Source organism: Streptomyces sp. NBC_00005, from assembly GCF_045160215.1.
GTDB lineage: Bacteria > Actinomycetota > Actinomycetes > Streptomycetales > Streptomycetaceae > Streptomyces.
This window is the reverse complement of the sequence record NZ_CP108316.1, coordinates 3,366,943-3,392,252: the sequence shown is the minus strand read 5'-3', so window position 1 is coordinate 3,392,252 and position 25,310 is coordinate 3,366,943. Positions and strand designations below refer to the sequence as shown.

The 25,310-nt window shown below is 72.2% G+C and carries 20 protein-coding genes and 1 pseudogene; 15 read left to right on the top strand and 6 right to left on the bottom strand.

The features are described from left to right. Window positions 1-57 precede the first annotated feature (57 nt). From OG303_RS15505 to OG303_RS15490, 4 genes are read left to right on the top strand one after another with little or no spacing between them, the layout of a single operon-like run. Window positions 58-1,284: a M20 family metallopeptidase gene (locus OG303_RS15505; protein WP_405868925.1), complete on the top strand. Its 1,227-nt coding sequence runs from the start codon at window positions 58-60 to the stop codon at window positions 1,282-1,284. Next, window positions 1,266-1,472 (top strand): hypothetical protein, encoded by a 207-nt coding sequence (locus OG303_RS15500; protein WP_405868923.1) that lies wholly within the window; start codon window positions 1,266-1,268, stop codon window positions 1,470-1,472. The genes OG303_RS15505 and OG303_RS15500 overlap by 19 nt, the downstream gene beginning before the upstream one ends. Then, window positions 1,469-2,923: a sodium:solute symporter gene (locus OG303_RS15495; RefSeq protein WP_405868921.1), complete on the top strand. Its 1,455-nt coding sequence runs from the start codon at window positions 1,469-1,471 to the stop codon at window positions 2,921-2,923. Before OG303_RS15500 ends, OG303_RS15495 begins: the two co-directional genes overlap by 4 nt. Next, the gene (locus OG303_RS15490; protein ID WP_405868919.1) at window positions 2,920-4,149 is read left to right on the top strand and encodes an amidohydrolase family protein; all 1,230 of its coding nucleotides are present in this window, start codon (window positions 2,920-2,922) and stop codon (window positions 4,147-4,149) included. Before OG303_RS15495 ends, OG303_RS15490 begins: the two co-directional genes overlap by 4 nt. A gap of 101 nt (window positions 4,150-4,250) precedes the next feature. Here the strand turns inward: OG303_RS15490 and OG303_RS15485 are convergent, their stop codons facing one another. Genes OG303_RS15485 through OG303_RS15475 form a run of 3 tightly spaced genes read right to left on the bottom strand, consistent with a single transcriptional unit; the run spans window position 4,251 to window position 6,154 of the window. Next, complete coding sequence (locus tag OG303_RS15485) at window positions 4,251-5,150, bottom strand: aminoglycoside phosphotransferase family protein (RefSeq protein ID WP_405868917.1); 900 nt, start codon at window positions 5,148-5,150, stop codon at window positions 4,251-4,253. A gap of 27 nt (window positions 5,151-5,177) precedes the next feature. After that, window positions 5,178-5,636 carry a ferritin-like domain-containing protein gene (locus OG303_RS15480; RefSeq protein WP_405868915.1) on the bottom strand — a complete coding sequence of 153 codons (459 nt, stop codon included), beginning with the start codon at window positions 5,634-5,636 and terminating at the stop codon, window positions 5,178-5,180. Further along, window positions 5,633-6,154 carry a hypothetical protein gene (locus OG303_RS15475; protein WP_405868913.1) on the bottom strand — a complete coding sequence of 174 codons (522 nt, stop codon included), beginning with the start codon at window positions 6,152-6,154 and terminating at the stop codon, window positions 5,633-5,635. Before OG303_RS15475 ends, OG303_RS15480 begins: the two co-directional genes overlap by 4 nt. Before the next feature lie 221 nt (window positions 6,155-6,375). Here OG303_RS15475 and rimP point away from each other — a divergent pair, with 221 nt between their 5' ends. The 9 genes from rimP to OG303_RS15430 all read left to right on the top strand — a co-directional run bounded on the left by rimP (window position 6,376) and on the right by OG303_RS15430 (window position 18,412). Continuing rightward, on the top strand, window positions 6,376-6,888 hold the full coding sequence (gene rimP, locus OG303_RS15470; protein WP_405868911.1) for a ribosome maturation factor RimP: 513 nt from the start codon (window positions 6,376-6,378) through the stop codon (window positions 6,886-6,888). A gap of 2 nt (window positions 6,889-6,890) precedes the next feature. Further along, window positions 6,891-7,889, top strand: a complete 999-nt coding sequence (nusA, locus tag OG303_RS15465) for a transcription termination factor NusA (RefSeq protein WP_405868909.1) — start codon at window positions 6,891-6,893, stop codon at window positions 7,887-7,889. 101 nt (window positions 7,890-7,990) lie between these two features. Continuing rightward, window positions 7,991-8,269 carry a YlxR family protein gene (locus OG303_RS15460; protein WP_405868907.1) on the top strand — a complete coding sequence of 93 codons (279 nt, stop codon included), beginning with the start codon at window positions 7,991-7,993 and terminating at the stop codon, window positions 8,267-8,269. 147 nt (window positions 8,270-8,416) lie between these two features. Beyond that, on the top strand, window positions 8,417-11,563 hold the full coding sequence (infB, locus tag OG303_RS15455; RefSeq protein ID WP_405868905.1) for a translation initiation factor IF-2: 3,147 nt from the start codon (window positions 8,417-8,419) through the stop codon (window positions 11,561-11,563). Window positions 11,564-11,697: 134 nt separating this feature from the next. Continuing rightward, window positions 11,698-11,991 carry a DUF503 domain-containing protein gene (locus OG303_RS15450; RefSeq protein WP_405868903.1) on the top strand — a complete coding sequence of 98 codons (294 nt, stop codon included), beginning with the start codon at window positions 11,698-11,700 and terminating at the stop codon, window positions 11,989-11,991. A gap of 32 nt (window positions 11,992-12,023) precedes the next feature. Next, complete coding sequence (gene rbfA, locus OG303_RS15445) at window positions 12,024-12,470, top strand: 30S ribosome-binding factor RbfA (RefSeq protein ID WP_037741849.1); 447 nt, start codon at window positions 12,024-12,026, stop codon at window positions 12,468-12,470. Then, window positions 12,467-13,372: a tRNA pseudouridine(55) synthase TruB gene (truB, locus tag OG303_RS15440; RefSeq protein WP_405868901.1), complete on the top strand. Its 906-nt coding sequence runs from the start codon at window positions 12,467-12,469 to the stop codon at window positions 13,370-13,372. The genes rbfA and truB overlap by 4 nt, the downstream gene beginning before the upstream one ends. A 282-nt stretch (window positions 13,373-13,654) precedes the next feature. Further along, window positions 13,655-17,338, top strand: a complete 3,684-nt coding sequence (locus OG303_RS15435) for a trypsin-like peptidase domain-containing protein (RefSeq protein WP_405868899.1) — start codon at window positions 13,655-13,657, stop codon at window positions 17,336-17,338. Between the two features lie 126 nt (window positions 17,339-17,464). Then, a complete protein-coding gene (locus OG303_RS15430) occupies window positions 17,465-18,412 on the top strand; it encodes a bifunctional riboflavin kinase/FAD synthetase (RefSeq protein WP_405868897.1) in 948 nt (315 codons plus the stop codon). A gap of 103 nt (window positions 18,413-18,515) precedes the next feature. Here the strand turns inward: OG303_RS15430 and OG303_RS15425 are convergent, their stop codons facing one another. Together OG303_RS15425 and OG303_RS15420 are read right to left on the bottom strand one after the other, a co-directional pair. Beyond that, a complete protein-coding gene (locus OG303_RS15425; protein WP_405877277.1) occupies window positions 18,516-21,737 on the bottom strand; it encodes an AAA family ATPase in 3,222 nt (1,073 codons plus the stop codon). Window positions 21,738-22,205: 468 nt separating this feature from the next. Further along, window positions 22,206-22,334, bottom strand: a pseudogene (locus tag OG303_RS15420) (SCO5717 family growth-regulating ATPase); the annotation flags it as partial. 416 nt (window positions 22,335-22,750) lie between these two features. On the opposite strand from OG303_RS15420, the gene OG303_RS15415 reads away from it, so the two are divergent. Further along, window positions 22,751-24,301, top strand: coding sequence for a PQQ-binding-like beta-propeller repeat protein (locus OG303_RS15415; protein ID WP_405868895.1), 1,551 nt, complete (start codon window positions 22,751-22,753; stop codon window positions 24,299-24,301). A gap of 76 nt (window positions 24,302-24,377) precedes the next feature. Here OG303_RS15415 and OG303_RS15410 read toward each other — a convergent pair whose 3' ends face one another. Continuing rightward, complete coding sequence (locus OG303_RS15410; RefSeq protein ID WP_405868893.1) at window positions 24,378-24,674, bottom strand: DUF397 domain-containing protein; 297 nt, start codon at window positions 24,672-24,674, stop codon at window positions 24,378-24,380. Between the two features lie 266 nt (window positions 24,675-24,940). Here OG303_RS15410 and rpsO point away from each other — a divergent pair, with 266 nt between their 5' ends. After that, the gene (rpsO, locus tag OG303_RS15405) at window positions 24,941-25,228 is read left to right on the top strand and encodes a 30S ribosomal protein S15 (RefSeq protein ID WP_037741887.1); all 288 of its coding nucleotides are present in this window, start codon (window positions 24,941-24,943) and stop codon (window positions 25,226-25,228) included. The last annotated feature ends 82 nt before the right edge of the window (window positions 25,229-25,310 follow it).

Sequence of the window (25,310 nt, the reverse complement as noted above, 5' to 3'; positions counted from 1 at the left end):
GCCCGCATGGCTGGGCAGCGTCCTGGAGTTGCGTGAGCGACGTACGAGGGGAGAGGGATGAGTCTGCGAGACGATGCGCGTGAGCTCCAGGGCGAACTGGCCGTCCTGCGCCGGGCGTTGCACCGGGAACCGGAGATCGGACTGCATCTGCCGCGCACCCAGGAGAAGGTGCTGGCCGCGCTGGACGGACTGCCGTTGGAGATCAGCACGGGTACGTCGCTGTCCTCCGTCACGGCCGTCCTGCGCGGCGGGGGCGAGCCCGGCGGACCCGTCGTGCTGCTGCGCGGAGACATGGACGCCCTGCCGGTCACCGAGCGCACCGGTGAGGAATTCGCCTCCCGGATCGAGGGCGCCATGCACGCCTGCGGCCATGACCTGCACACCGCCGGTCTGGTCGGCGCGGCCCGGCTGCTCGCCGACCGGCGCGAAAGCCTCGCCGGGGACGTGGTGTTCATGTTCCAGCCGGGGGAGGAGGGCTGGGACGGCGCCGGGCACATGGTCGAGGAGGGCGTGCTGCAGGCGGCGGGCCGCCCGGTGGACGCCGCCTACGGACTGCACGTCAGCTCGTCGTCGTACCCCGCGGGCGTCTTCACCTCCCGACCCGGCACGCTGATGGCGGCCTCGGCGGGCCTGCACGTACGGGTCGTCGGAGCCGGCGGGCACGGCTCCCGGCCGCACGCCGCGCTGGACCCGGTGCCGGCGGCCTGCGAGATGGTCACCGCTCTGCAGACGATGGTGACCCGGCGCTTCGACGTCTTCGATCCGGTCGTCGTCACCGTCGGCACCTTCCACGCCGGCACCCGGCGCAACATCATCCCGGACGACGCCGTCTTCGAGGCGACCGTGCGCACCTTCTCCCCGGCCGCCGCCGAACGCGCCGCCGAAGTAGCCGTACGCCTCTGCAAGGACATCGCCGCGGCCCACGGCCTCACCGCCGAGGTCGACTTCGTCCCCGAGTATCCGGTCACGGTCAACCACACCGCCGAGCACGACTTCCTCGCCGACACCGTCCGCGAGGCCTTCGGGGAGGAGAGCTTCGAGCAGCTCGCCGACCCGATCACCGGCTCGGAGGACTTCTCCCGGGTCCTGGACCGGGTGCCGGGGGCCTTCGTCTTCCTCGGCGCCGACGCCACCGGCGATCCGGAGACCGCGCCCAGCAACCACTCCCCGCTCGCCGCCTTCGACGACAGCGTGGTCTGCGACGGCTCTGCCCTGCTCGCCGAACTGGCCGTCCGCCGGCTGGACCGACTTGCCAAGGAGGCGCAGTGCGCCCCTACCACCTGATCCCCGCCGTGCCCGCGCTGGCGCTGGCCCTCATGCCCTTCCTGCCGTTCGTCAACACCGACGGGCTGTGGTTCGGCCTGCCCCGGATGCTCGTCTGGGGCGCGGTGTGGTGCGTGATGTGCACGCCCGCGCTGCTGCTGACGGAGCGTCTGATGACCCGCGAGACCGCCGAGGAGGGCGACAAGTGACCACCATCGTCGTCATGACCTTCACCGGCATCGTGCTGATCGGCGTCCTCGGCTTCGTCGGCCGCCGCAAGCCCGCCGCCGACCTGGCCGAATGGGCCGTCGGCGGACGCAACTTCGGCGCGGTGAGCATGTGGTTCCTGCAGGCCGGCGAGGTGTTCACCACGTTCACCTTCCTCGGCATGGCGGGCCTGGCGTTCAGTGGCGGAGTCGCCGCCCTGTACGCCCTCCCGTACGTCCCCATCGGCTACATGGTCCTGTTCTTCCTCGCCAGGCGCCTGTGGTCGCTCGGCAAGGAGCGCGGCTACCTCACCCAGGGCGACTACCTGGAGGACCGCTACGACAGCAAGCTGCTCGGCACGGTCGCGGCCGTCCTCGGCGTCGTCTTCGTGCTGCCGTACCTCCAACTCCAGATCACCGGACTGGGGTTGATCGTCCAGCTCGTCACCGGCGACTCGGCCTCCGGCACCCTCAGCATGATCATCGGCTGCGTGCTGGTCGTGGCCTTCGTCCTGTGGGCGGGCCTGCACGGCGTCGCGATGACGTCGTACTTCAAGGACGTCGTCATGCTGGTCGTCCTGGCCGTGCTGCTCGTCGCCGTCCCCGCCCACTTCACGGGCGGCGTCACCGCGATGTTCCACCGCATCGACAAGCTGCACCCCGAGATGCTGACGATCCACGCCGGTCCCGCCGACCACGTCTGGTTCACCACGAGCATGCTGGTCAGCGCCATCGGCGTCGGCCTGATGTGCCTGCCGCACGCCTGGCCCGCCGTGATGTCCGCCCGCGACCCCAAGGTGCTGCGTCGCAACTACACATGGATGCCGCTGTACGAACTCTGCCTTCTGATGCCCATCATCGTCGGCTTCGCCGCCGTCCTCGTGCTCAAGCCGGGCAGCTCGGCGAACGGCATCCTGCTGACCCTGAGCAAGCAGGTGCTGCCCGAGTGGGCGACCGGGCTGGTCGTGATCGCGGCCATCGCGACGGCGATGGTGCCGGCGGCGGGCATCCTGATCGGCATCTCGTCGCTGGTGGCCCGCAACATCGCGCGGGTGAAGGGCGAGCGCACCCAGTTCTGGATCAACCACGGCACGGTGGTGGCCGCCTGCGGCCTCTCGCTCCTCCTGGCGATCTTCCGCCCCGACCTGCTGGCCAACCTGCTGCTGCTCACCTACAGCGGCACGGTCCAGCTCGCCCCCGCCATCGCCCTGGGCTTCCTGGCCCGCCGCCCGGTGGGCAAGGTGCCCGTCCTGGCCGGGCTGTTCACGGGCGAACTGGTCGTCATCTGGCTGACGTTCTGGGAGAAGGGGCTGACCGGGAACGTCAACGTCGGCCTGGTCGGCCTCGGCGCCAACCTCGTCGTCCTGGCCCTCGCGGCGCTCGCCGAACGACTCCTCGCCCGGGGCACCGCCCCCGAACCGGAGACCGACGAGCAGGTGGCGGTGACGGCATGAGCGCAGGAGCACTCCGTACGGTCTTCACGGGCGGCCTCGTCTTCGACGGCACCGGGGCCGACCCCGCCCCCGCGGACGTGGTGGTGGCCGACGGCCGCATCGTCGACGTGGGGACGGATCTCGACGGCGACACCCACGTCGACTGCACCGGCCGCACCCTCCTCCCGGGCCTCTTCGACTGCCACGTCCACCTCACCCTGAACGGGATCGGCCTGCTCGGGGCCCTGCAGAAGCCGTTCTCGTACCAGTTCTTCGAGGCGGCGGTGAACCTGCGGCGCACCCTCGAAGCAGGCATCACCACGGTCCGCGACGCCGCGGGCGCCGACCTGGGCGTCAAACAGGCGGTCGACGACGGCCTCGTCACCGGCCCGCGCGTCCAGATCTCCATCGGCCTGATCAGCCAGACCGGCGGCCACGGCGACAACTGGATGCCTTCGGGCCACTGCGCCGGTCTCGCCGTACCGCACCCGGGCCGGCCGCCCGCGATCGCCGACGGCCCGGACGAGATGCGCCGCACCGCCCGCACGTTGTTGCGGGCCGGTGCCGAGGTCCTCAAGGTGTGCACCACCGGCGGGGTCCTCTCCCCGCGCGACGATCCCCGGCACAGCCAGTTCACCCCGGCGGAACTGGACGTCCTGGTCGCCGAGGCCACCACCCAGGGCCGCTACGTCATGGCCCACGCCCAGGGCGCCGAGGGCATCAAGAACGCCGTCCGCGCCGGAGTCCGCTCGATCGAACACGGCATCTACCTCGACGACGAGGCGATCGACCTCATGCTGGAACGCGGCACCTGGCTCGTGCCCACGCTGATCGCTCCCGTGGCGGTGATCCGCGCGGCCGAGGCCGGAGTCCAGATCCCCGACGCCATGGTCCGCAAGGCCGCGGAGGTGGCCGAGGTGCACGCCGACTCCGTACGCCGGGCCGCCGAGGCGGGCGTCCGCATCGCCATGGGCACCGACAGCGGCATCGGCCCGCACGGCACCAACCTGGACGAGTTGCCGCTGATGGAGGAGTGCGGCATGAGCCCGGGCGAGGTGCTCGCCGCGGCCACATCATCGTCCGCGCGCCTGCTGGGCTACGACGACCTGGGCTTGATCGAGCCGGGCCGCCGAGCCGACTTGGTCCTCGTCGAGGGCAACGCGTACGACCTCACGGCGCTGCCTTCACATGTGACGGAGGTATGGAAGGACGGAGTCCGGACGGTACTGCGCGAGAAGGGTGAGTAGAACGCCGGTGAAGGGGCGCGGGGCCGTATCGATGTGCGGCTCCGCCGCGTGGGCGCGACCAGCCACAACGCACCCGCACCCCGCAACGAACCGCACGTACCTCAGAGCCACCCGGCAAACTCCAACAACAACTCCGCATCCTTGGGCCGCCCCACGCGCAGTGCCCGCACCCCCGACTCCACGGCCCGGAACAACGTCCACCCCCGCAACCGCTCCTGATCCACGTCGAGCGACTCGGCGAGCCGTTTGACGCGCCGCCGAGTCGTCGCGGCGCCGGACGGTGTGGCGATCAGATCCTCCACCCGGTCCCGCACGAGCCGAGCCAGATCGAACGCACACTCACCGACCACCGGATCGGGCCCCACGGCCAGCCAAGGAGACCGCTCACCCGCCAGTACCTTGCTCTGCCGGAACGTCCCGTGCAGCAACCGCCGCTCAGGCGGCGCAGCCAACAGCTCCTCACGCGCGGCGAGCGCGGCGTCGACCAGCATCGCCACCCCGGAGTCCGCCACCGCACTGGCCCTCATCGCCTCGGCCTGCCGCCCCGTTCGCTCGGTCACTGTCTCGAAGACATGATCACCGGGCGGCTCCACCCACAGCCGTCGGAGCGTCCCCGCAGCCTCCAGCAGTGCCTTCGCCTCGGGGAGCGACCGCACGGAAACATCGGGATGCAGCCGCTCCAGCAACAGCACGCCCTCGACAGCCGGCTCCTCGAGCACCTGCACGGCACCCAGGCCGCCCCAGCGCGCCAGCGCCGCCCGCTCGGCCTCCGGCCGAAACCGCGGCGGGGCCAGTTTGAGCACAGCGGGGGTGCCGTCGGAGCGCCGGACCAGCACAACCAGGCTGCTGCGGCCACCAGGCACCTGCACCCGCTCCACGGTCAACTCGCGTAGCGCGACGGCCTGCTGGGCCGCCGCGGGCAGCTTCTCCAGCCAGTCGTCGCCGTCCGGTGCCGTCTCACCGAGCGCCCTGACCAGACGCTGCGGCGGTGCGAAAGCCATGCGCGAGTCGTTCCCTTCCAGTACGCGTTACGCCGTGGGTGCCGGCGAGGCGGAGGCGGTGGCCGCCCGCTCGGCGAGCCCAGGGAAGGCTACGCTCTCGCCGTTCCAGCGCACCGCCCGCACCGCCGCCTCCCGCAGCGCCTCGGCGGCCGTGCGCCGCCGCTCGCCCCCGGTTGCCCGCACCACGTCGGAGTACACCCCGGCCACCCGGTCCTCCAGCACGGCGGCCAGCCGTACGGCCGCGGCCGAGTCCGGCACCGGGAACGGCAGCGCGTACGCCGCCGCCGCGGCCACCGGCGTGCCGCCCAGATCCCGCACCTCGCGCACCAGCGCGTCACGCCGGGCGCGGTGCGCGACGTAGGCCGACCGGGCCTCCGTACGCCGTCTCTCGCCGATCCGCCCGCCGACGACTCCGTAGCCGTACACCGCCGCGTGCTCGGCGGCCAGCGCCGCCTGCAGGGCCTTCAGCTGCTTCTGCTCGCTCACTTGGCACCCTCCGTCAGCAGATACGCGTGCGCCGCTCCGGCCGCCGCCACCGAGGCCAGCAGCCGTGCCAGCTCGCCGGGCACGTCGAGGAGCGCCGCCATCCGCCGGTCGGCAAGTGCCCGCTCGGCGGCGGCGAGCCCGGCGAGGGCGTCCTTCTCGGTCGTGGGTGCGGCGGCAGGCGTAGAGGACGCGGCGGACGACGACGGCGGGGACCCGTTCGCGACCGCCCCACCGAACGCCTCCGTGTGCCGGACGACCTCGGCCCGCAGCGGCCGCAGCCGCTCCGCCACCGCCGGATGCGCGGCGAGCACGGCGTCGTACCGTTCCGCGAGCCCCGCGCTGTCCCGGGCCGCACGCGCGCGTGCCTTCTGGGTGACCGACGTGCTGCCACCGGTGATCTCCTCGGAGTCACCGGACCCGTCGGAGCAGCCCACCAGCAGGGCGGCGCCGGCGGCCGAGGCGAGCAGGGATCTTCTGCGCGGACCCGAGGGGGTGCGCGGCGCTGGGGGGTACGGCACGGGAGGCGTCCTCGGGGAGCTCGTACGAACACAGGGGCGGGAAGGGCGGCCCGCCGGTGATCACGGTACCCGCGCACCCGGCCGCTGCCCCTCATCGGCACCGCCCCGGCTGCGGGAGGTGTGCGACGGACGGTGGGCGGCAACACACTCTGCGACCGGATACCCTTTGACCAGACACGCGACCTTCCCACAACAGCACACGCGGCCGAGGAGTCACCCGGATGAGCACCACCCAGAGCGAGAGGCTGCGAGAGCTCCTGGAACCGCTCGTCAGCTCTCAGGGGCTGGATCTCGAAGAGATCGCAGTGGACTCCGTCGGACGCAAGCGGGTGCTGCGCGTCGTCGTCGACTCCGACACCGGTGCCGACCTGGATCAGATCGCCGATGTGAGCCGCGCGCTCTCGGCGAAGCTCGACGAGACGAACGCGATGGGCGAGGGCGAGTACACCCTCGAGGTCGGAACCCCGGGCGCGGAGCGCCTCCTCAAGGAGCACCGGCACTACGTGCGTGCCCTGGACCGGCTGGTGAAGTTCCAGCTGACCGACGGCGCCGAACTGGTCGCCAGGATCCTGAAGGTCGACGACGAGGGCCTCGACCTCGAAGTGCCCGGAGTCAAGGGCCGCAGGCCCACCAGCCGCAGACTCTCCTTCGCGGACATCGACAGGGCGCGCGTGCAGGTCGAGTTCAGCCGCAAGGACAACGAGAAGAACGACAAGAAGGAAGAGGAGGCGTAGCCGTGGACATCGACATGAGTGCCCTGCGGGGCTTGGTTCGGGAGAAGGAGATCTCCTTCCCCCTGCTGGTCGAGGCGATCGAGTCGGCCCTCCTCATCGCCTACCACCGCACCGAGGGAAGCCGCCGCCACGCGCGCGTGGAGCTCAACCGGGAGACCGGCCACGTGACGGTGTGGGCGAAGGAGGACCCCGAGGACCTCGAAGAGGGCCAGGAGGCCCGCGAGTTCGACGACACCCCGTCCGGCTTCGGCCGTATCGCCGCCACCACCGCCAAGCAGGTCATCCTGCAGCGGCTGCGCGACGCCGAGGACGACGCGACGCTCGGCGAGTACGCGGGGCGCGAGGGCGACATCGTCACCGGCGTGGTCCAGCAGGGCCGTGACCCGAAGAACGTGCTCGTGGACATCGGCAAGCTCGAGGCCATCCTGCCGGTGCAGGAGCAGGTGCCGGGCGAGACCTATCCGCACGGCATGCGGATCAGGTCGTACGTCGTACGAGTGGCGAAGGGCGTCCGCGGTCCGTCCGTGACCCTCTCCCGCACGCACCCGAACCTGGTGAAGAAGCTCTTCGCCCTGGAGGTGCCGGAGATCGCCGACGGGTCCGTCGAGATCGCCGCGATCGCCCGCGAGGCCGGTCACCGCACCAAGATCGCCGTCCGCTCCACCCGGTCGGGCCTGAACGCCAAGGGCGCGTGCATCGGCCCCATGGGCGGGCGCGTGCGCAACGTGATGGGCGAGCTGAACGGCGAGAAGATCGACATCGTCGACTGGTCGGACGACCCGGCCGAGATGGTGGCGAACGCGCTGTCCCCGGCGCGGGTCTCCAAGGTCGACGTCGTCGACCTCGCCGCCCGCTCCGCGCGCGTGACGGTGCCGGACTACCAGCTGTCGCTGGCGATCGGCAAGGAAGGGCAGAACGCCCGCCTCGCGGCCCGCCTGACCGGCTGGCGGATCGACATCCGGCCGGACACCGAGCAGCCCGAGGACCAGCGCGGGGAATAGATCCAAGCCGCCTATGGCTTAGATCACGACAGTTGTGTGCGCGGAACTGTTCGATTCTTGCCCCAAAGGGGTGAGGTCGCCGCGGGGAGGTAGACTTAAGAGTGTCTGGCCGGACGCGAGCCCGCGCATGCCCTGAGCGCACCTGTGTGGGGTGCCGGGATCGAGCGGCCAAGAAGGACTTGCTGCGCATCGTGGCGGTCGAGGGTGAATGTGTCCCCGATCATCGCGGTACGCTGCCCGGCCGGGGTGCGTATGTGCACCCCGCCCTGGTCTGTCTCGACCTGGCGGTCCGCCGCCGGGCGTTCACGAGGGCGTTGCGCGCCCCGGGAGCGCTCGACACAAAGGCGTTGCGCCTCTACGTCGAGCAGGCAACACCGTAAGAAGCGTCGTGCGGAACCCCCGTGCGGCCCTGGTACCCCGCGAGTTGGAAGTAGGTCGAGATTGCGATGAGCACTCGATGAGCACGCGATGAGTACGCCCATGAAGTAGCGACGGTCCGGACGCAACCCGGACCTAAAAGGAGCGAAGTGGCTAAGGTCCGGGTATACGAACTCGCCAAGGAGTTCGGGGTTGAGAGCAAGGTCGTCATGGCCAAGCTCCAAGAACTCGGTGAATTCGTCCGTTCGGCGTCTTCGACCATCGAAGCGCCCGTTGTCCGTAAGTTGACGGACGCCCTCCAGCAGGGCGGCGGTGGCGGCAAGCCCGCTTCCGCCCGCAAGGCTGCCCCGGCTCGTCCGGCAGCCCCCTCTCCCGCGCAGGGCGCCCGTCCGGCCGCCCCGCGCCCGCCGGCCCCGAAGCCGGCCGCCGCCGAGAAGCCCGCTGCGGCTCCCGCCGCTCCGGCCGCTTCCGGCACCCGTCCCACCCCGGGCCCGAAGCCCGCGCCGCGGCCCGCCCCGGCGTCCCCGGCTCCGACCACGCCCGAGTTCACGGCACCTCCGGCGGCTCCCGCCGCTCCGGCTGCCTCCTCCGGCTCCGGGTCCGGTCCCCGTCCTGGCGCCCCGCGTCCGGCCGGTCAGGCCCCGCGTCCGGGCGGTGCCCGTCCGGGCGGTCCCGGTCAGGGCCGCGGTGACCGAGGCGACCGCGGTGACCGAGGCGACCGTCCCGGCGCTCCGCGTCAGGGTGGCGGCGCTCCGCGTCCCGGTGCTCGTCCGGCCGGTCCCCGTCCGGGCAACAACCCGTTCACCTCTGGTGGTTCCACCGGCATGGCGCGCCCCCAGGCGCCTCGTCCGGGTGGTGCCCCGCGTCCCGGCGGCCCGGGTGGTTCCGGTGCCCCCGGCGGCGCTCCGCGTCCGCAGGGCCAGGGCGGTCCCCGTCCCCAGGGCGCGTCGGGCGGTCCTCGTCCGCAGGCTCCGGGTGGCTCGCGTCCGAGCCCGGGCGGCATGCCCCGTCCGCAGGGTGGAGGTCCCCGTCCCGGCGGTGGCCCCGGCGGTAACCGTCCGAACCCCGGCATGATGCCGCAGCGTCCTGCTGCCGGTCCGCGTCCCGGTGGCGGTGGCCCCGGCGGCCGCGGTCCCGGTGGTGGCGGTCGTCCCGGTGGCGGCGGCGGCGGTGGTCGTCCTGGTGGCGGCGGCGGTTTCGCCGGTCGTCCGGGCGGTCCCGGCGGCGGCGGTGGCGGCTTTGCCGGTCGTCCCGGCGGTCCCGGCGGCGGTGGCGGCGGTTTCGCCGGTCGTCCCGGTGGTCCCGGCGGTGGCGGCGGCGGTCGTCCCGGTTTCGGCGGTCGTCCCGGTGGTCCCGGTGGCCGTGGTGGCACGCAGGGCGCCTTCGGTCGTCCCGGCGGTCCCGCGCGTCGAGGTCGCAAGTCGAAGAGGCAGAGGCGCCAGGAGTACGAGGCCATGCAGGCCCCGTCCGTCGGCGGCGTGATGCTGCCTCGCGGCAACGGACAGACCGTCCGCCTGTCGCGCGGTGCGTCCCTCACCGACTTCGCGGAGAAGATCAACGCCAACCCGGCGTCGCTCGTCGCCGTGATGATGAACCTCGGCGAGATGGTCACTGCCACGCAGTCCGTCTCCGACGAGACCCTCCAGCTGCTCGCCGGCGAGATGAACTACGTCGTCGAGATCGTCAGCCCGGAGGAGGAGGACCGCGAGCTGCTCGAGTCCTTCGACATCGAGTTCGGCGAGAACGAGGGTGGCGAGGAGTTCCTCGTCGCGCGTCCGCCGGTCGTGACCGTCATGGGTCACGTCGACCACGGTAAGACCCGCCTCCTTGACACCATCCGCAAGACGAACGTCGTCGCGGGCGAGGCCGGCGGTATCACGCAGCACATCGGTGCGTACCAGGTCGCCACCCAGGTCAACGACGAAGAGCGCAGGATCACCTTCATCGACACCCCGGGCCACGAGGCGTTCACCGCCATGCGTGCCCGTGGTGCGAAGTCGACCGACATCGCGATCCTGGTCGTCGCGGCCAACGACGGCGTCATGCCGCAGACGGTCGAGGCGCTCAACCACGCCAAGGCGGCCGACGTCCCGATCGTCGTCGCGGTCAACAAGATCGACGTCGAGGGTGCCGACCCGACCAAGGTGCGCGGTCAGCTCACTGAATACGGGCTGGTGGCCGAGGAGTACGGCGGCGACACGATGTTCGTCGACATCTCCGCCAAGCAGGGCCTCAACATCGAGAGCCTGCTGGAGGCCGTGGTCCTCACCGCGGACGCCTCGCTCGACCTGCGGGCCAACCCGGAGCAGGACGCGCAGGGTATTGCGATCGAGTCCCACCTCGACCGCGGCCGCGGTGCCGTCGCGACCGTCCTGGTGCAGCGAGGCACCCTGCGGGTGGGCGACACCATGGTGGTCGGCGACGCGTATGGCCGTGTCCGCGCGATGCTCGACGACAAGGGCGAGAACGTGGAAGAGGCGGGTCCCTCGACCCCGGTCCTCGTCCTCGGTCTCACCAACGTCCCGGGCGCCGGCGACAACTTCCTCGTCGTCGACGAGGACCGTACGGCCCGTCAGATCGCCGAGAAGCGCGCGGCGCGTGAGCGCAACGCCAACTTCGCCCGGCGTGGTGTCCGGTTCTCCCTGGAGAACCTGGACGAGGCCCTCAAGGCCGGTCTGGTGCAGGAACTCAACCTCATCATCAAGGGCGACGCGTCCGGTTCGGTGGAGGCTCTCGAGTCCTCGCTGCTCCAGCTCGACGTCGGCGAAGAGGTCGAGATCCGCGTCCTGCACCGCGGTGTGGGTGCGGTCACCGAGTCGGACATCGACCTGGCGACCGGCTCCGACGCGATCGTCATCGGCTTCAACGTCCGCGCTGCGGGCCGCGCGGCGCAGATGGCGGAGCGCGAGGGCGTCGACGTCCGGTACTACTCGGTGATCTACCAGGCCATCGAGGAGATCGAGGCGGCCCTGAAGGGCATGCTCAAGCCGGAGTACGAGGAGGTCGAGCTCGGCACGGCGGAGATCCGCGAGGTCTTCAAGTCGTCCAAGCTGGGCAACATCGCCGGTGTCCTGGTCCGCTCGGGCGAGGTCAAGCGCAACACCAAGGCGCGCCTCGTCCGCGACGGCAAGGTCATCGCGGAGAGCCTCAACATCTCCGGTCTGCGTCGCTTCAAGGACGACGTCACCGAGATTCGCGAAGGGTTCGAGGGCGGTATCAACCTCGGCAACTTCAACGACATCAAGGTCGACGACGTCATCGCGACGTACGAGATGCGCGAGAAGCCGCGCGTCTGATCCCAGCACGCGATCGGGGCCGGTCGGCGGGAGTTATTCCGTCGATCGGCCCCGGCCGTTGCGTGTACGGTTCCCGTATCGGCGTCGAAGCGTGGCGCCCATACCCCGAACCGGCGGGACATCCGGACACACTCATGTACGTGGGGACTCTGTCCTTCGATCTGCTCCTCGGCGACGTCCACTCGCTCAAGGAGAAACGCTCTCTCGTCCGTCCGATCGTGGCCGAACTCCAGCGCAAGTACGCGGTGAGCGCGGCGGAGACGGGCAACCAGGACCTCCACCGCAGGGCCGAGATCGGGCTCGCGATGGTCTCAGGGGACACGGGGCACCTCAACGACGTACTGGACCGCTGTGAGCGGCTCGTCGCCGGGCGGCCCGAGGTCGAACTGCTCTCGGTTCGACGCAGGCTCCACAGCGACGAAGACTGAAGCAAGAAGTAAGCACTTAAGGAGACGGACCAGTGGCCGACAACGCGCGTGCCAAGAGGCTGGCGGACCTCATCCGAGAGGTGGTGGCCCAGAAGCTGCAGCGCGGGATCAAGGACCCGCGGCTCGGCTCGCACGTCACCATCACGGACACCCGGGTCACCGGGGATCTGCGAGAGGCGACCGTCTTCTACACGGTGTACGGGGACGACGAGGAGCGGGCGGCCGCGGCCGCGGGCCTGGAGAGCGCCAAGGGCGTGCTCCGTTCCGCGGTCGGCGCGGCGGCGGGCGTGAAGTTCACGCCGACGCTGACGTTCGTGGCCGACGCCCTGCCGGACACGGCCAAGACCATCGAGGACCTCCTCGACAAGGCGCGCCAGTCCGACGAGAAGGTGCGCGAGGTCTCGGCGGGTGCCGCGTACGCCGGCGACGCCGACCCGTACAAGAAGCCGGGTGAAGACGAGGACGACACCGCCGAATGACCGAGAAGAACCGGACGCCCGACGGGCTTGTCATCGTCGACAAGCCGTCGGGCTTCACTTCGCACGACGTGGTCGCCAAGATGCGCGGCATCGCCCGCACCCGCCGCGTCGGGCACGCCGGCACCCTCGACCCCATGGCGACGGGCGTGCTCGTCCTCGGCATCGAGAAGGCCACCAAGCTGCTCGGTCACCTCGCGCTGACCGAGAAGGAGTACCTGGGGACGATCCGCCTCGGGCAGACGACCCTGACCGACGACGCCGAGGGCGAGATCACGGGGTCGGCCGACGCCTCGAAGGTCACCCGGGAGGCCGTCGACGCCGGGATCGCCAAGCTGTCCGGCGACATCATGCAGGTGCCGTCGAAGGTGAGCGCCATCAAGATCGACGGCGTGCGCTCCTACAAGCGGGCGCGGGAGGGCGAGGAGTTCGAGATCCCGGCCCGGCCCGTCACCGTCTCGTCCTTCGCGGTGTACGACGTGCGGAACGCCGTCGCCGAGGACGGCACCCCGGTGCTCGACCTGGTGGTGTCCGTCGTCTGCTCCTCCGGCACCTACATCCGGGCCCTGGCCCGCGATCTGGGCGCCGACCTGGGCGTCGGCGGCCACCTCACCGCCCTGCGCCGCACCCGTGTCGGCCCGTACAAGCTGGACTCCGCCCGCACGCTGGACCAGTTGCAGCAGGAGCTGACCGTACTGCCGATCGCCGAGGCGGCCGCGGCCGCGTTCCCGCGCTGGGACGTGGACGCCAAGCGGGCCCGGCTGCTCCTCAACGGCGTCCGGCTCGAGATGCCCGAGGTGTACGCGGGCGGCGGCCCCGTCGCCGTCTTCGACCCCGAGGGCCGCTTCCTCGCGCTCGTCGAGGAGCAGAAGGGCAAGGCGAAGAGCCTGGCCGTCTTCGGCTGAGGCTCCGACAGCCCGGCCCGGCAGCCTTGCCCGACAGGGACACCGAGGCTGCCCGCCCGTGGAGCGGCGATCACGGGGTTGTGCCGCCGCTCCACGGTCCCCCTCGGTTCCCCCACCCCTAGGGTGTATCCACCGATCCCCGTCTGTTCACCCGTCCGGGCAGGCGCTCGGAGTGAACCGAGGGAGCGGAAGGGGGCGCGTTCGCCACGCGATCTGTCCCGCTGATCAACCCGCGCCTAACGTCGAACTGAGGGCACAGGTGTACGGCGGGGAGGTTCGGCCATGGCGGGACGGGGCCCGCGCAGCGGGGGCGGACGACCGCCGACGGACGGTGCCCGCACCGGACTCGCCCATGACGACGCCCTGGTCCGCATCCACGACCTCGCCGGCCGCCCCCGCGGCACCGGCTTCGTCGCCGACCACCACGGCACCGTCCTCACCAGCCACGAGGCCGTCGACGGTCTGGCCAGGCTCGTCCTGCACGCCGCCGGTGACCGCACCTGCCTCGTGACCGCGGACGCCGTCACCCCGCTGCCCGCCCTGGACCTGGCCCTCGTACGCACCGAGGGCCTCGGCGTGGACCCGCTGCCGGTCACGGTGCGGGACCGGGTCGAGACGGGCACCTATGTGCAGATCGCCGCCGGCTGCTGGCGCGAGGCCCGGGTGCTCGGCGCGACGAACTCCGTGACGTACGCGGCGACCGACCGTTTCCATCTCCTCGACGACGCACTGGAGTTGGCGATCGGCACGGCCGGCCGGGACGCCCTGCGGCTGGGCGGCGGGGCGGCCGGGGGACCGGTCCTGGACGCCGCGACGGGCACCGTGGTCGGCGTCCTCGGCACCGCGCTCCAGTCCGGCCAGCGCGACGTGGGTTTCGCCGTCCCCCTCCGCCCCGTCCCCGACGGCCCACTCGCCGCCCTGCTCGCCCGGAACGCGGCGACGGTGCCCGCGTACGGAGCCGACCTCAACCTGGCCGGCGTACTGGAGCTGACGGCCACTTCGGTGGGCCAGGACGGCCCGCCGGGAGCACTGGCGGGGTACGTCGGCCGGGCGGGCGACTTGGTCGAGCCGGTCGAACGGGCCGTGGCGGCACGGGAGTTCGCTGCTTTCGTCCGGGGCCCGGCCGCCGTCCTCGGCCTCGTCGGGGCACCCGGCAGCGGCCGTACGACGGAACTCGCGTCCCTCGCCGCCCGCCGCAACAGCAGTGCCGAACCGGCCCCCACGCTGTGGCTGCGCGGCGCCGACCTCAAGGACGACGACACCTCGGTCGCGGACGCGGCTCGCCGGGCACTGACCCGCGCCGCACGCATCGTCGGGGCGTCCGAGGCGACGCCTGCAGCGGACCTCGGCGACATCACGCCGGAGCGCCTGGCCGCGGTGGCACGGGCAGCGGACCGGCCCCTGCTGCTCCTCCTGGACGGCCCCGAGGAGATGCCACCGGTCCTGGCACACCGCCTGCGGAAGTGGACGGAGGGAACGGCGAGTTGGCTGCGGGAGGCGGGGGCGCGGTTGGTGGTGGCGTGCAGGGCGGAGTACTGGGAAGGCTCGCACATCTCAGCCTGTCCGGCGTTGGAGAACGGCCTCGCGCCTCGGGACGCCGGTCAGTGTCTTTCAGCCTGTCCGGCGTTCGAGGGCGAGGCTGTTCAGGCCGATGGGGGTCCAGGGGGTGCAGCCCCTTGGCGGGGTCGAAGGGGCGGAGCCCCTGGTGACGGGACGGGTACAGGCGGCGGGGGCGGCTGCATCGATCAGCGGCTCCGCCGCGGGCCCTGCGTGCACCTCGGCGACCTCCGGGAGGACGAGGCCCGCAAGGCCCGCGCCCGCTACCGCATCCCCGAGGGCGCCCTCACCGACCCCGACGCCCGCCACCCCCTCACCCTCCGCCTCCTCTCCGAGGTCCGCGCGGCCCTCCAGGACGCCCCCCACGCACGCGTGGACCGCGACGAGGTCTTCGCGGCCCACCTCGACCTGATGTGCCTGCGCATCGCCGTCCGGCTCGCCGCCGAGAACGGCCTGCGCGGCACCGCCGTACGCCGCCTCGCCGCGAAGGTCTCCGGCCAGGTCCACGAGGCCGCCCGCCGCAGCCTCGGCCCAGGGCAGGGCGAGTTGGACCGGGAGGCGTTCGAGGCGGTGTTCCCGTGGGGGCCCGTCCCGAAGAGGCTGGGCGGCGGCACCGGCTGGGCGTCCGCCGTCCTCACCGAGGGCCTCGTCGTCCCCGTCGGCAGCGGTTACCGCTTCGCCCACGAAGAACTCGCCGACTGGATCCAGGGCATGCACCTCGACCTCGACGAAGCCCTGGACGCCCTGGTCCACCGCCGCCCCACCCCGGACGACGCCCGCACCCTCGCCGTCCCGCACCACCGCATCGGCCCCGTCGTACAGGCCCTGCTGCTCCTCGCCCGCGAGCACGGGACGTCCCAACTCGCCGTCCGTCTGGAGGAGTTGGCGCGCGCCCTGGAGACGGACCCGCACTCCTGGTGGGCCGCCCGCCTCCTCACCGAAACTCTGCTGCGCGTACCGGACGCCATTCCGTACCTGGCGGTCCTGCGGCAGCTCGCCGACCGGCTCGTGGCGGAACGCAGGCAGGACGGCCCGAACTCCCGGGAAGCGGACGGCGATTGCCGCCCCGCCCCCGAGGTCCCGGATGCCTTCGCCCCCGCCTTCTGGACGGCCCTGCCGCTCCCGGAGTCCGAACGCCTCGACCTGCTCCGCCGCCTGCTCCTGGCCGACGGCCCGCCGCAAGACACCGGCACGGACAGCAGCCCGGACACCGACACCCGTTTCCTGGACGCCGTATCCCGGCTCCTCGCCGCCGACCCCACCGCCGTACAACCCCTCCTCACCGCCTGGTTCGACGACGACCGCCCGCTCCCCGCGACCCCGCGCGCGACCGTCGCGAAGGCGGCGCAGGCGCTGCTGCACACCCATCGGCACCTCGCCCTGGACGACCTGACCGAGGTGCTCGTGGAGAGCGCACACCGCAGGGCGGACGAGTTGCTCGCGGTGCTGGCCCAGGACGAGCCGTCGGCGGTCTGCCGGGCCGTCGACCGGTGGGCGCACGACGAGCGGCCCGCGCGGCGGGTCGCGGCGGTGGCCTACGGACTGCGGGCCGCCCCCCACGTCCGCACGGAGGCCGACCGCGAACTGCTCCGCTACGCGGCGCTGGCCCTGCTCTCCCGCCCCGCCGACTCCACCCTGCACGGCGGCGCGCTCGCCCTCCTCGTACGGGATCCACGCACGCGTGCCCGCCATCTCCCGCAGGCGCTACGGCACTTCGCGGCCGGTGACCCGCACTTCCCGCCGAGCGCGCTGGTCCCCGCGCTGGCCACCCACCCGGAGCCGGTCCTCGACGCCTTCCGTGACCGTATGCGCAGGCCGGACGCCGGTCGGGCACTGCGCACACTCGCCGACGTCACCACGCCTCCGCTCGCCCGCAGGGTCGCCGCGCTCGTGCGCGAGGCGGTGGAGCAGCGCCCGGAGACCGCCGCCGACGTGGCCGCGTACGTCGACCGGCGGCTCGACCAGGGACCGGCGGCCCGGGCCGTGCTCTTCCCCCTGGTCTCCGGTCTCCTCGACGGCGGCTCGGAGGAGGTACGGGCCGCCCTCGCCGCCGTGCTCGCCGCTCCCGGCGCCCCCGCCTCCCGCCTCCTGCGCCGCGAACTCCTCGACCTCCTCCTGGCCCACGAACACGCCCCCGCCGTCCTGGACGCCCTGCTGCACGCCGCGGTCCGGCACGGCGGCGACGACGTGCGCGACCTCGTACACGCCACCGGCCTGCTCCTCGTCCGGACACCTGACGGCGCGGCCCGTTTCGACCGTGGTCTGGTCGACCTGGGCCGGAGCGTCCCCGGCTTCGCCGCCCGCATGGCCGGCTGGCTGACCGACACCCCGCAGGCCTGGGCGGCGGTGGTCGGCCCCAGCGCCCGCCGCATGATCGAGAACCTGTCCGGCGTACGAATGCCCGCCTGAGCTGTGTTCCTGCGTGCGTCGGGTCACAGCCCCCATGCCGATGAGGGCAGTCAGCGCCCGGCATGGCACCCTTAGACCTGCGTAAGAGGTCGGTAGATACGGACACGGGTTCGAGGAGCGGTCACAGTGCAGCGCTGGCGTGGCTTGGAGGACATCCCCGAGGACTGGGGGCGCAGCGTCGTCACCATCGGCTCCTACGACGGAGTCCACCGCGGTCACCAGCTGATCATCCGGCATGCTGTGGACCGCGCCCGCGAGCGGGGCGTCCCCTCCGTGGTCGTCACCTTCGACCCGCACCCCAGCGAGGTCGTCCGCCCCGGCAGCCACCCGCCGCTGCTGGCCCCGCACCACCGCCGTGCCGAGCTGATGGCGGACCTGGGCGTGGACGCGCTGCTCATCCTCCCCTTCACCACCGAGTTCTCGAAGCTGTCGCCGGCCGACTTCGTCGTCAAGGTCCTGGTCGACAAGCTGCACGCCAAGGCGGTCGTCGAGGGCCCGAACTTCCGCTTCGGCCACAAGGCCGCGGGGAACGTCGAGTTCCTCGTCGAGCAGGGCAAGGTCTACGACTTCGAGGTCGAGATCGTCGACCTGTTCGTGACCGGCGATGCGGGCGGCGGCGAACCCTTCTCCTCGACCCTGACCCGGCGTCTGGTCGCCGAGGGCGACGTCGAGGGAGCCGGCGAGATCCTGGGCCGCCCGCACCGGGTGGAGGGCGTGGTCGTCCGCGGCGCCCAGCGCGGCCGCGAACTCGGCTTCCCCACGGCCAACGTCGAGACCCTTCCGCACACCGCCATCCCGGCCGACGGCGTCTACGCCGGCTGGCTGCACGCCCAGGGCGAGGTGATGCCGGCGGCGATCTCCGTCGGCACGAACCCGCAGTTCGACGGCACCGAGCGCACGGTGGAGGCGTACGCCATCGACCGCGTGGGCCTGGACCTGTACGGCCTGCATGTGGCCGTCGACTTCCTGGCCTTCGTGCGCGGCCAGGCGAAGTTCGAGTCGCTGGACGCCCTGCTGGAGCAGATGGCCGAGGACGTGAAGCGCTGCCGGGAGCTGGTGTCCGCGGCCGAATAGCCGCGGTTCGTCTCTCTCTGCCGTTCGCTGCTGTTCTCTGCCGCTTACGACGCCGAAGGGCGGCCGGTACCTCGGGTACCGGCCGCCCTTCGTTGTTCACGGGCTACTGCTGCGGCGGCGGGGGAGGGGGCGGAGTCTGCCCGTCCGGCTGCTGCGGGTAGCCGTAACCCGGGTGTCCCTGCTGACCGGGCTGCGGCGGGTACGGCTGACCCGGCTGCGGGTAGGGCTGCCCGGGTTGAGCCGGGGCCTGGGCCTGCGGATACGGCTGCCCCGGCTGGGCAGGCGGCTGGCCCGGCTGGGCGTAGGGCTGACCCGGCTGCGGGTACGGCTGGCCGGGCTGGGGCGGCTGGGGTGCCTGCGGGTACGGGCCCGGCTGTCCCGGAACCGGGGGCTGACCGGGGACCTGCTGCCCGGGCATCGGCTGCCCCGGCATGGGCTGACCGGGGGCGTACTGCTGGCCCGGCATCGGCGGGGCGGCGACCGGCGGCGGGTTGCCGTCGCTGGTCCACAGACCGTGCATCTGCTGGTGCCGTACGAAGTCCTCCGCGATCATCGCCGAGAGGTTGAAGTACGCCTCCCGGACCTTCGGCCGCATCATGTCGAGGTCGACCTCGGCGCCGGCGGCCAGGTGCTCGTCGAAGGGCACGACCACGACGCCGCGGCACCGCGTCTCGAAGTGGCTGACGATGTCCTCCACCTTGATCATCTTGCCGGTCTCACGCACACCCGAGATGACGGTGAGGGACCGCGAGACGAGATCGGCGTACCCGTGCGCGGACAGCCAGTCCAGCGTCGTACTGGCACTGCTCGCACCGTCCACCGACGGCGTCGAGACGATGATGAGCTGGTCGGCGAGGTCGAGCACACCGCGCATGGCGCTGTAGAGCAGACCGGTGCCGGAGTCGGTCAGGATGACCGGGTACTGCTTGCCGAGCACGTCGATCGCCCGCCGGTAGTCCTCGTCGTTGAAGGTCGTGGACACGGCCGGGTCGACGTCGTTGGCGATGATCTCCAGGCCGGACGGCGCCTGGGACGTGAACCGCCGGATGTCCATGTACGAGTTGAGGTACGGGATCGCCTGGACGAGGTCACGGATGGTCGCCCCGGTCTCGCGGCGCACCCGGCGGCCGAGCGTGCCGGCGTCCGGGTTGGCGTCGATCGCGAGGATCTTGTCCTGCCGCTCGGTGGCGAGCGTGGCGCCCAGGGCGGTGGTGGTCGTGGTCTTGCCGACGCCGCCCTTGAGGCTGATGACCGCGATCCGGTAGCAGGACAGCACGGGCGTCCGGATCAGCTCGAGCTTGCGGTTCCGCTCGGCCTCCTCCTTCTTCCCACCGATCTTGAACCGACTCGGCGCGGCCGCGGGCCGCCCGCTCTTGGCCTTCTGCTTCTTGTTGTTGAGCAGCCGGTCGGAGGACAGCTCCACGGCAGCGGTGTAACCCAGCGGCGCGGCACCGGGGTTGGTCATCTGCCGCTGGTCGTGCTGCATGGGCTGCGGCCAGGCGGCCCCGGCGCGGGGGTCGACGGGCTGCTGGGGGGCTTGCGGCTGCTGCGGCGCTTGCGGCGCTTGCGCGTTGGGCTGCTGGGGCTGTCCCTGCTGGGGCATGCCGGGCTGCGGGAAGCCGTAACCGCCGGGCTGGGCCGGGGGGTTGGGGGCGGGCTGGGCGTGCGGGGTGCCCGGGGCGGGGGCGCCGGGGTGCGGGAAGCCGTAGCCGCCGGGTGCGTTCGGGGCAGGCGGGGCGGGCTGCTGGGGTGCCTGCGCGTGGGGCTGCGGCTGCGGCGGTACGCCGGGCTGCGGCTGGGCCTGCGGTGCGGGGGGCTGGGGGAAGCCGTAACCGCCGGGCTGGGCCGGGGGGTTGGGGGCGGTATTGGGCGGGAAGCCGTAGCCGCCGGGTGTGTTCGGCGCGGGGGCCGGGGCGCCGCCGGGGTGCGGGAAGCCGTAGCCGGCCTGCGCGTTGGGCGCAGGGGCAGGGGCCTGCGGGAAGCCGTAACCCGCCTGCGACGCCACGGGGGCGGACTCCGGCTGGGTGCTCGGGGCCGCGGGGGCCGGGGTGCCGGGCTGGGGGAAGCCGGGGGGCGGCTGCGGTGCCGCCGGGGCAGGGGCCGGGTTCGGCTGGTTCCAGGCCGCGGGGGCGGGCTGCGGGGCCTGCGGCTGGAAGTGCGGCTGCTGCGGGGGCACGGGCGGCTGGCCCTGTGCGGCCGCGGGCTGCGGCTGCGCGGGCGCCGCCGGGTCCGGCTGCTGCGGCTGCGGCTGTACGGGCCACTGGGCCGCCGGCGCGGGCGCGGCGGGCTGGTACGACGGCGGCAGAGGCGGCAGCCCACCCTGCGGCGCCGGCGGGGGAGCCCACGCGGGCGCCGCGTCCTGCGGGGCGTCGGCTGTGCTCGGAACGGCGTCCTGGGGCTCGCTGTCCTGAGAAACGGCGTCCACGGCTACGGCGTCGGAGGGCTCGGCGTCCTCACGTACCGCGTCCTCACGCACTGCGTCCTCGATCACCGCATCCGAGGGCTCGGCGTCCGCGGAGGGCGCGTCGTCCTGAAGAGCGGCGTCCTCGGGCTCGGCCTCCGCGTCTGCCTCGGCGTCGGCCGGAGCCGCCTCGTCCGTCTCGTACGAACCGGCGTCCTCCTCGGACTCATCCGCCGAAGGCTCCGCTTCCGCAGCGGAGTCGGCGTCGTTTGCCTCCAAGGACCCGGAGAAGTCCCGGAGTTCGACCACGTCGGCCGAGCCGGACTCCTCGTCCGACTCGTCCGGCTCCTCCGCGGTGTCGGTCTCCGCGTCCGCGGAGGTGTCCGTCCCCTCGACGTCGTCGCCCTCGGCCTCGGCTGCGGTGTCGACCTCCGCGCCCTCGTCCGTGGCAACCGCGTCGATGGATCCGTCGGTCTCGTCGGAAGCCGGGTTCTCCGCGCTCTGCGCGTCGTCCTCGTTCGCCAACTCCGGTCCGGCCTCGGCCGCAGCGGCACGCTCGGCGATCTCCCGCTTCAGGGCCACCGAGGAGAACCGCATGGTGGCGCCGCTCTCCAGATCACCGTTCCCGGACTCGTCCTCAGAGGCCGCGGAAGCGGAGGAAGCCGAAGACGCAGAAGAAGCCGGCGAAGGAGAGGAAGCAGCGGGAGCAAAGGAAGCAGAGGAATCCGTAGCCCCCGAAGCCCCCGAAGAATCAGCCGAATCAGCCGAATCCGCAGAAACCGGAGCCGGGGGAGTCACCGGAGCAGTCGGAGCCCCCCACTGCGACTGGAACCCACCAGCAGGAATGTTCGGCACAGCCGTCGGTGACGAGGCATCCCCGGTCGGCTGAGGCTCGAATCCGCTCCCCACTGGAAGCCTGGGCACCGCTCCCGGAGCGCCACTCGGCGGGGCGGGCGGCGTAGGCGGCGTGTACGGCGCGCCCGGTGCGGGAGCCGGCGGCGTAAAAGGGGCCCCCGGCGCGGGCGTCGCCGCAGGGGGCGTGAAGGGAGCCCCGGGCGCCGGAGCAGGCGGAGGGGGCGTGAACGGAGCCCCCGGAGCCGGCGCCGGAGTGGAGGCCGGGCCGCCGGACGCGGGAGGCTTCGGAATCGAGTGAGCCGGCGGAGTCAGCCCGGGCAGCGAGGAAATCGAGAAGTCCGAGGGAGATCCGGTGGCAGAGGGCGCCCCCGGGGCGGCCGCGGGACCGCCCGGACCGGCACCGGCCGCCCCCGGCGCACCGGCCGCTCCGGACGCCGTAGGACCGGACCCGGCCGCACCTGGCCCACCGGATCCGCCACCTGCTCCGGGTCCGCCACCCGCACCGCCGCCACCGCCCGCGCCCTCCGACGCGTTCTGCGTGTACCAAGCGGGCGGCGCGTAGTCGATGGTGAACTCGCCCGTCGTCTCGATGGCGGACTCCGCGTCGGGCTGGTCATCGCCGGGTGTGGCCCAGCCCCCGCGGATCCCGTCCCGATCGCTGCTCACAATTCCTCCTGGTGTGGTCGAGCACCCTCATACCGTGCTGGGGCGACCATTGCTTGTCGTCCTGTGTCGTTCCGAGGTCGTCCGATTCCACCGGCTTTCCCCCTGGGGCGCCGCTCCCTGGTCCATGGGTCTGGCGACGCGCCTTGTCCCAGCCTAATCACCAGAAGCCTCCCCCTGGCAGGCCCGTCCACCCCTGAGCGCCTGACCACTGCGTCACAACCGGCCCGGAAGTGCCGTACACGGCCGACGTATTGGTGAACAAACCGGGCGATATTCGTGAACCCGCTGCGCAGAACGTGAAGAGAAGCAGTCGCGGAGAGCCCCCGAACTGCCGTACCCCGTAAGGACCATGACGGCGGCGGACATCACCCGGTCGCGTGGGTGATCAAGACGCCCGGCATAGTAGGTGCGCCTCCGTGACCACTTCGCAGAAAAAGGACCCCAGCGTGAGCTTCGGCCCGCCCCCTTCGATGTACACCCAGTCCGCCCTGACCGCGGAGACCCACCAGAAGAGGCGCCGCCGGAAGTGGCTGCTGGTTCCGCTCGTGGTCGTTCTCGTCGCGGCGGTGGGCACCGGCGGCTGGCTCCTGTGGGGCGGTGGTGCCGGTGCGAAGGCGTCGGGCAGGCCGGCCGCCACCGGTCAGGGGCGGCTCGACGTCCGGGAGACCGTCGAGAAGCAGCCCGCGAACACCACCGGCAAAATGGCCTTCCGCTTCTCCGTGGACGACCTGAGCCCGGGCGAGCACTACGAGATGCCCGGCATGTGGGCCACGGACAAGATCCTCGCCAAGGGCATCAACAAGACCGTCATCGGCCTGACCATCGGCACCGACGCCTCCCCAGGCGACGAGAAGTGGAAGCTCCCCCTCGACGGCCCGATCTGCGGCTACACGCGCCATGTGACCAACGAGAACCGTACGGCCGTCCTCTTCCGGGCCAACGACCGCGACGGTGCCTACTGCAACCACGTGGCCTTCTTCGACCTCGACGACGGCCACGAGATCTGGGAGACCGACTTCCCCTACTCCAAGGCGGGGGATGCCGAAGGCCTCGCGACGAGCGGCGCCACCCAGGACACCCCGAGCGTGACCCTGACGCACGGCACGGTCGTCGTGACCTGGGGCGGCGGCACCGACGCGTACGGCATGGACACGGGCGACCGCCTGTGGCGTACGACATCGACCGGCTCCTGCCAGGACATGGGCGCCTCCGGCGGAGGCGCGCTGCTCGTCCGCCAGGAGTGCTGGCACCACGACGCCCCCCTCGGCTCGACGGACGCCATCACCTACAAGGCGCGCAAGGTGAACCCCGAGTCGGGCCGGGTGCTGTGGACCTACTCCGCCGCGAAGGGCATCCACGACCTCGACATCCCGTCCGCCGAGCCGCCCGTCCTGGCCGTCCAGGCCGGCGAGATCGGCATCTCCGAGATGCTCTCCCTCGACGCCAAGGGCAAGATCCGCGCCGTGATCCGCCTGCAGAACGGCACCTACGTCGGCGAGTGCTCCTACGACGACTACCTCACCGCCGACGACTGCCCGACCATCACCGTCGGCGACGGCCAGGTCTTCCTGCGCAGCAAGGAGTCGGGGGAGAAGGCCAACTCCAACTGGATCATCGGCTTCGACCTGGCGACCGGGAACACCACGAAGAAGTTCGACTCCGGCCCCGGCTCACTGCTGTATCCGGTGCGGATGAGCGGCGACGAGCTCCTCGCCCTGCGCGAGACCGACGACCACATCACGCCCTCGGCACTGGTCGGCCTGGACCCGAGGACGGGCAGGGAGACCCCGTACACCTACTTCGACCTGCCGCAGGAGGCCGAGCTGATGACGATGACGGAGTACAACGACATCCTCGTCCAGGACGGGCGGGTCTTCCTCGGCGTCAAGAAGGTCGACGGCCCCGCCAAGGGTCGGCCCAGGTGGGTGTATCTCGTCCTGGGTATCGAGAGCATCGCGGCGAAGTAGCCGCGGCCGTGCACATACGACGACGGGGTGGGGTTCGCCGGTCCACCGGCCGAACCCCACCCCGTCGTACGAAGGCCTACGCGTCCGCCGTCGGCCCCCCGTTGTGCGGCGCCGGCTCCAGGTCGAACTCCCCGTCGCGCGCGCCCAGTACGAAGGCTCGCCATTCCGCCTCGGTGTAGCGCAGCACGGTGTCCGGGTCGAGCGAGGACCGCATGGCCACGGCTCCGGCGGGAAGGTAGGCGATCTCCACCCGCTCCTCGTGCTCCTCGGTGCCGGGCGCGCTCTGCCACTCGACGCCGGAGATGTCGAGGGCGTAGAGCTCGTCCCGCTCCCGCTCCTTGCGCGCCTTGATCTCCTCTTCCGTCTCCGCCATGCCGCAGCGACCCCTTCCCGACGTACGCAAACGATCTGTGCGCTCACCCTAGTGGCCGCCCTCGCGCCGCCTCCGCGGTTTCCGGACCTGGCGAGAAGGCCCCTGACTGCCTGGTACCCTGGCTGACGGCCGTTTGTGTACGCACCCCCGGAGCACACCGCTCTGGAGGCCGCGCCCAGCGGATCCCCGCCTCCCGAGTCACGGAAGCTCCCCTGAGAAGTGGACCAGGGGCACTCGGAGGCCACTCAAGACCACGAGGAGTACGCGTGTCGCTCGACGCCGCTACGAAGAAGCAGATCATCAGCGAGTTCGGCCAGAAGGAGGGCGACACCGGCTCCCCCGAGGTCCAGGTCGCCATGCTCTCGCGCCGGATCTCGGACCTGACCGAGCACCTCAAGACCCACAAGCACGACCACCACTCCCGTCGTGGTCTGCTGATCCTGGTCGGTCAGCGCCGTCGCCTCCTGCAGTACCTGGCGAAGAAGGACATCCAGCGCTTCCGTGCGCTGGTCGACCGCCTGGGCATCCGCCGCGGTGCGGCGGGCGCCAAGTAAGACGCCGTGAAGGGAGCGGTTCCCACACTGAGGGGGCCGCTCCCTTTGCTGTACGTGCGGAGTGTCACTGCCCCTTTGTAGT

What these genes read in the sequence shown, in the direction of transcription:
- OG303_RS15505 (WP_405868925.1), top strand. Translation starts at nt 58, where the DNA reads ATGAGTCTGCGAGACGATGCGCGTGAGCTCCAGGGCGAACTGGCCGTC.
- OG303_RS15490 (WP_405868919.1), top strand. Translation starts at nt 2,920, where the DNA reads ATGAGCGCAGGAGCACTCCGTACGGTCTTCACGGGCGGCCTCGTCTTC.
- OG303_RS15485 (WP_405868917.1), bottom strand. Translation starts at nt 5,150, where the DNA reads ATGGCTTTCGCACCGCCGCAGCGTCTGGTCAGGGCGCTCGGTGAGACG.
- rimP (WP_405868911.1), top strand. Translation starts at nt 6,376, where the DNA reads ATGAGCACCACCCAGAGCGAGAGGCTGCGAGAGCTCCTGGAACCGCTC.
- OG303_RS15450 (WP_405868903.1), top strand. Translation starts at nt 11,698, where the DNA reads ATGTACGTGGGGACTCTGTCCTTCGATCTGCTCCTCGGCGACGTCCAC.
- truB (WP_405868901.1), top strand. Translation starts at nt 12,467, where the DNA reads ATGACCGAGAAGAACCGGACGCCCGACGGGCTTGTCATCGTCGACAAG.
- OG303_RS15435 (WP_405868899.1), top strand. Translation starts at nt 13,655, where the DNA reads ATGGCGGGACGGGGCCCGCGCAGCGGGGGCGGACGACCGCCGACGGAC.
- OG303_RS15410 (WP_405868893.1), bottom strand. Translation starts at nt 24,674, where the DNA reads ATGGCGGAGACGGAAGAGGAGATCAAGGCGCGCAAGGAGCGGGAGCGG.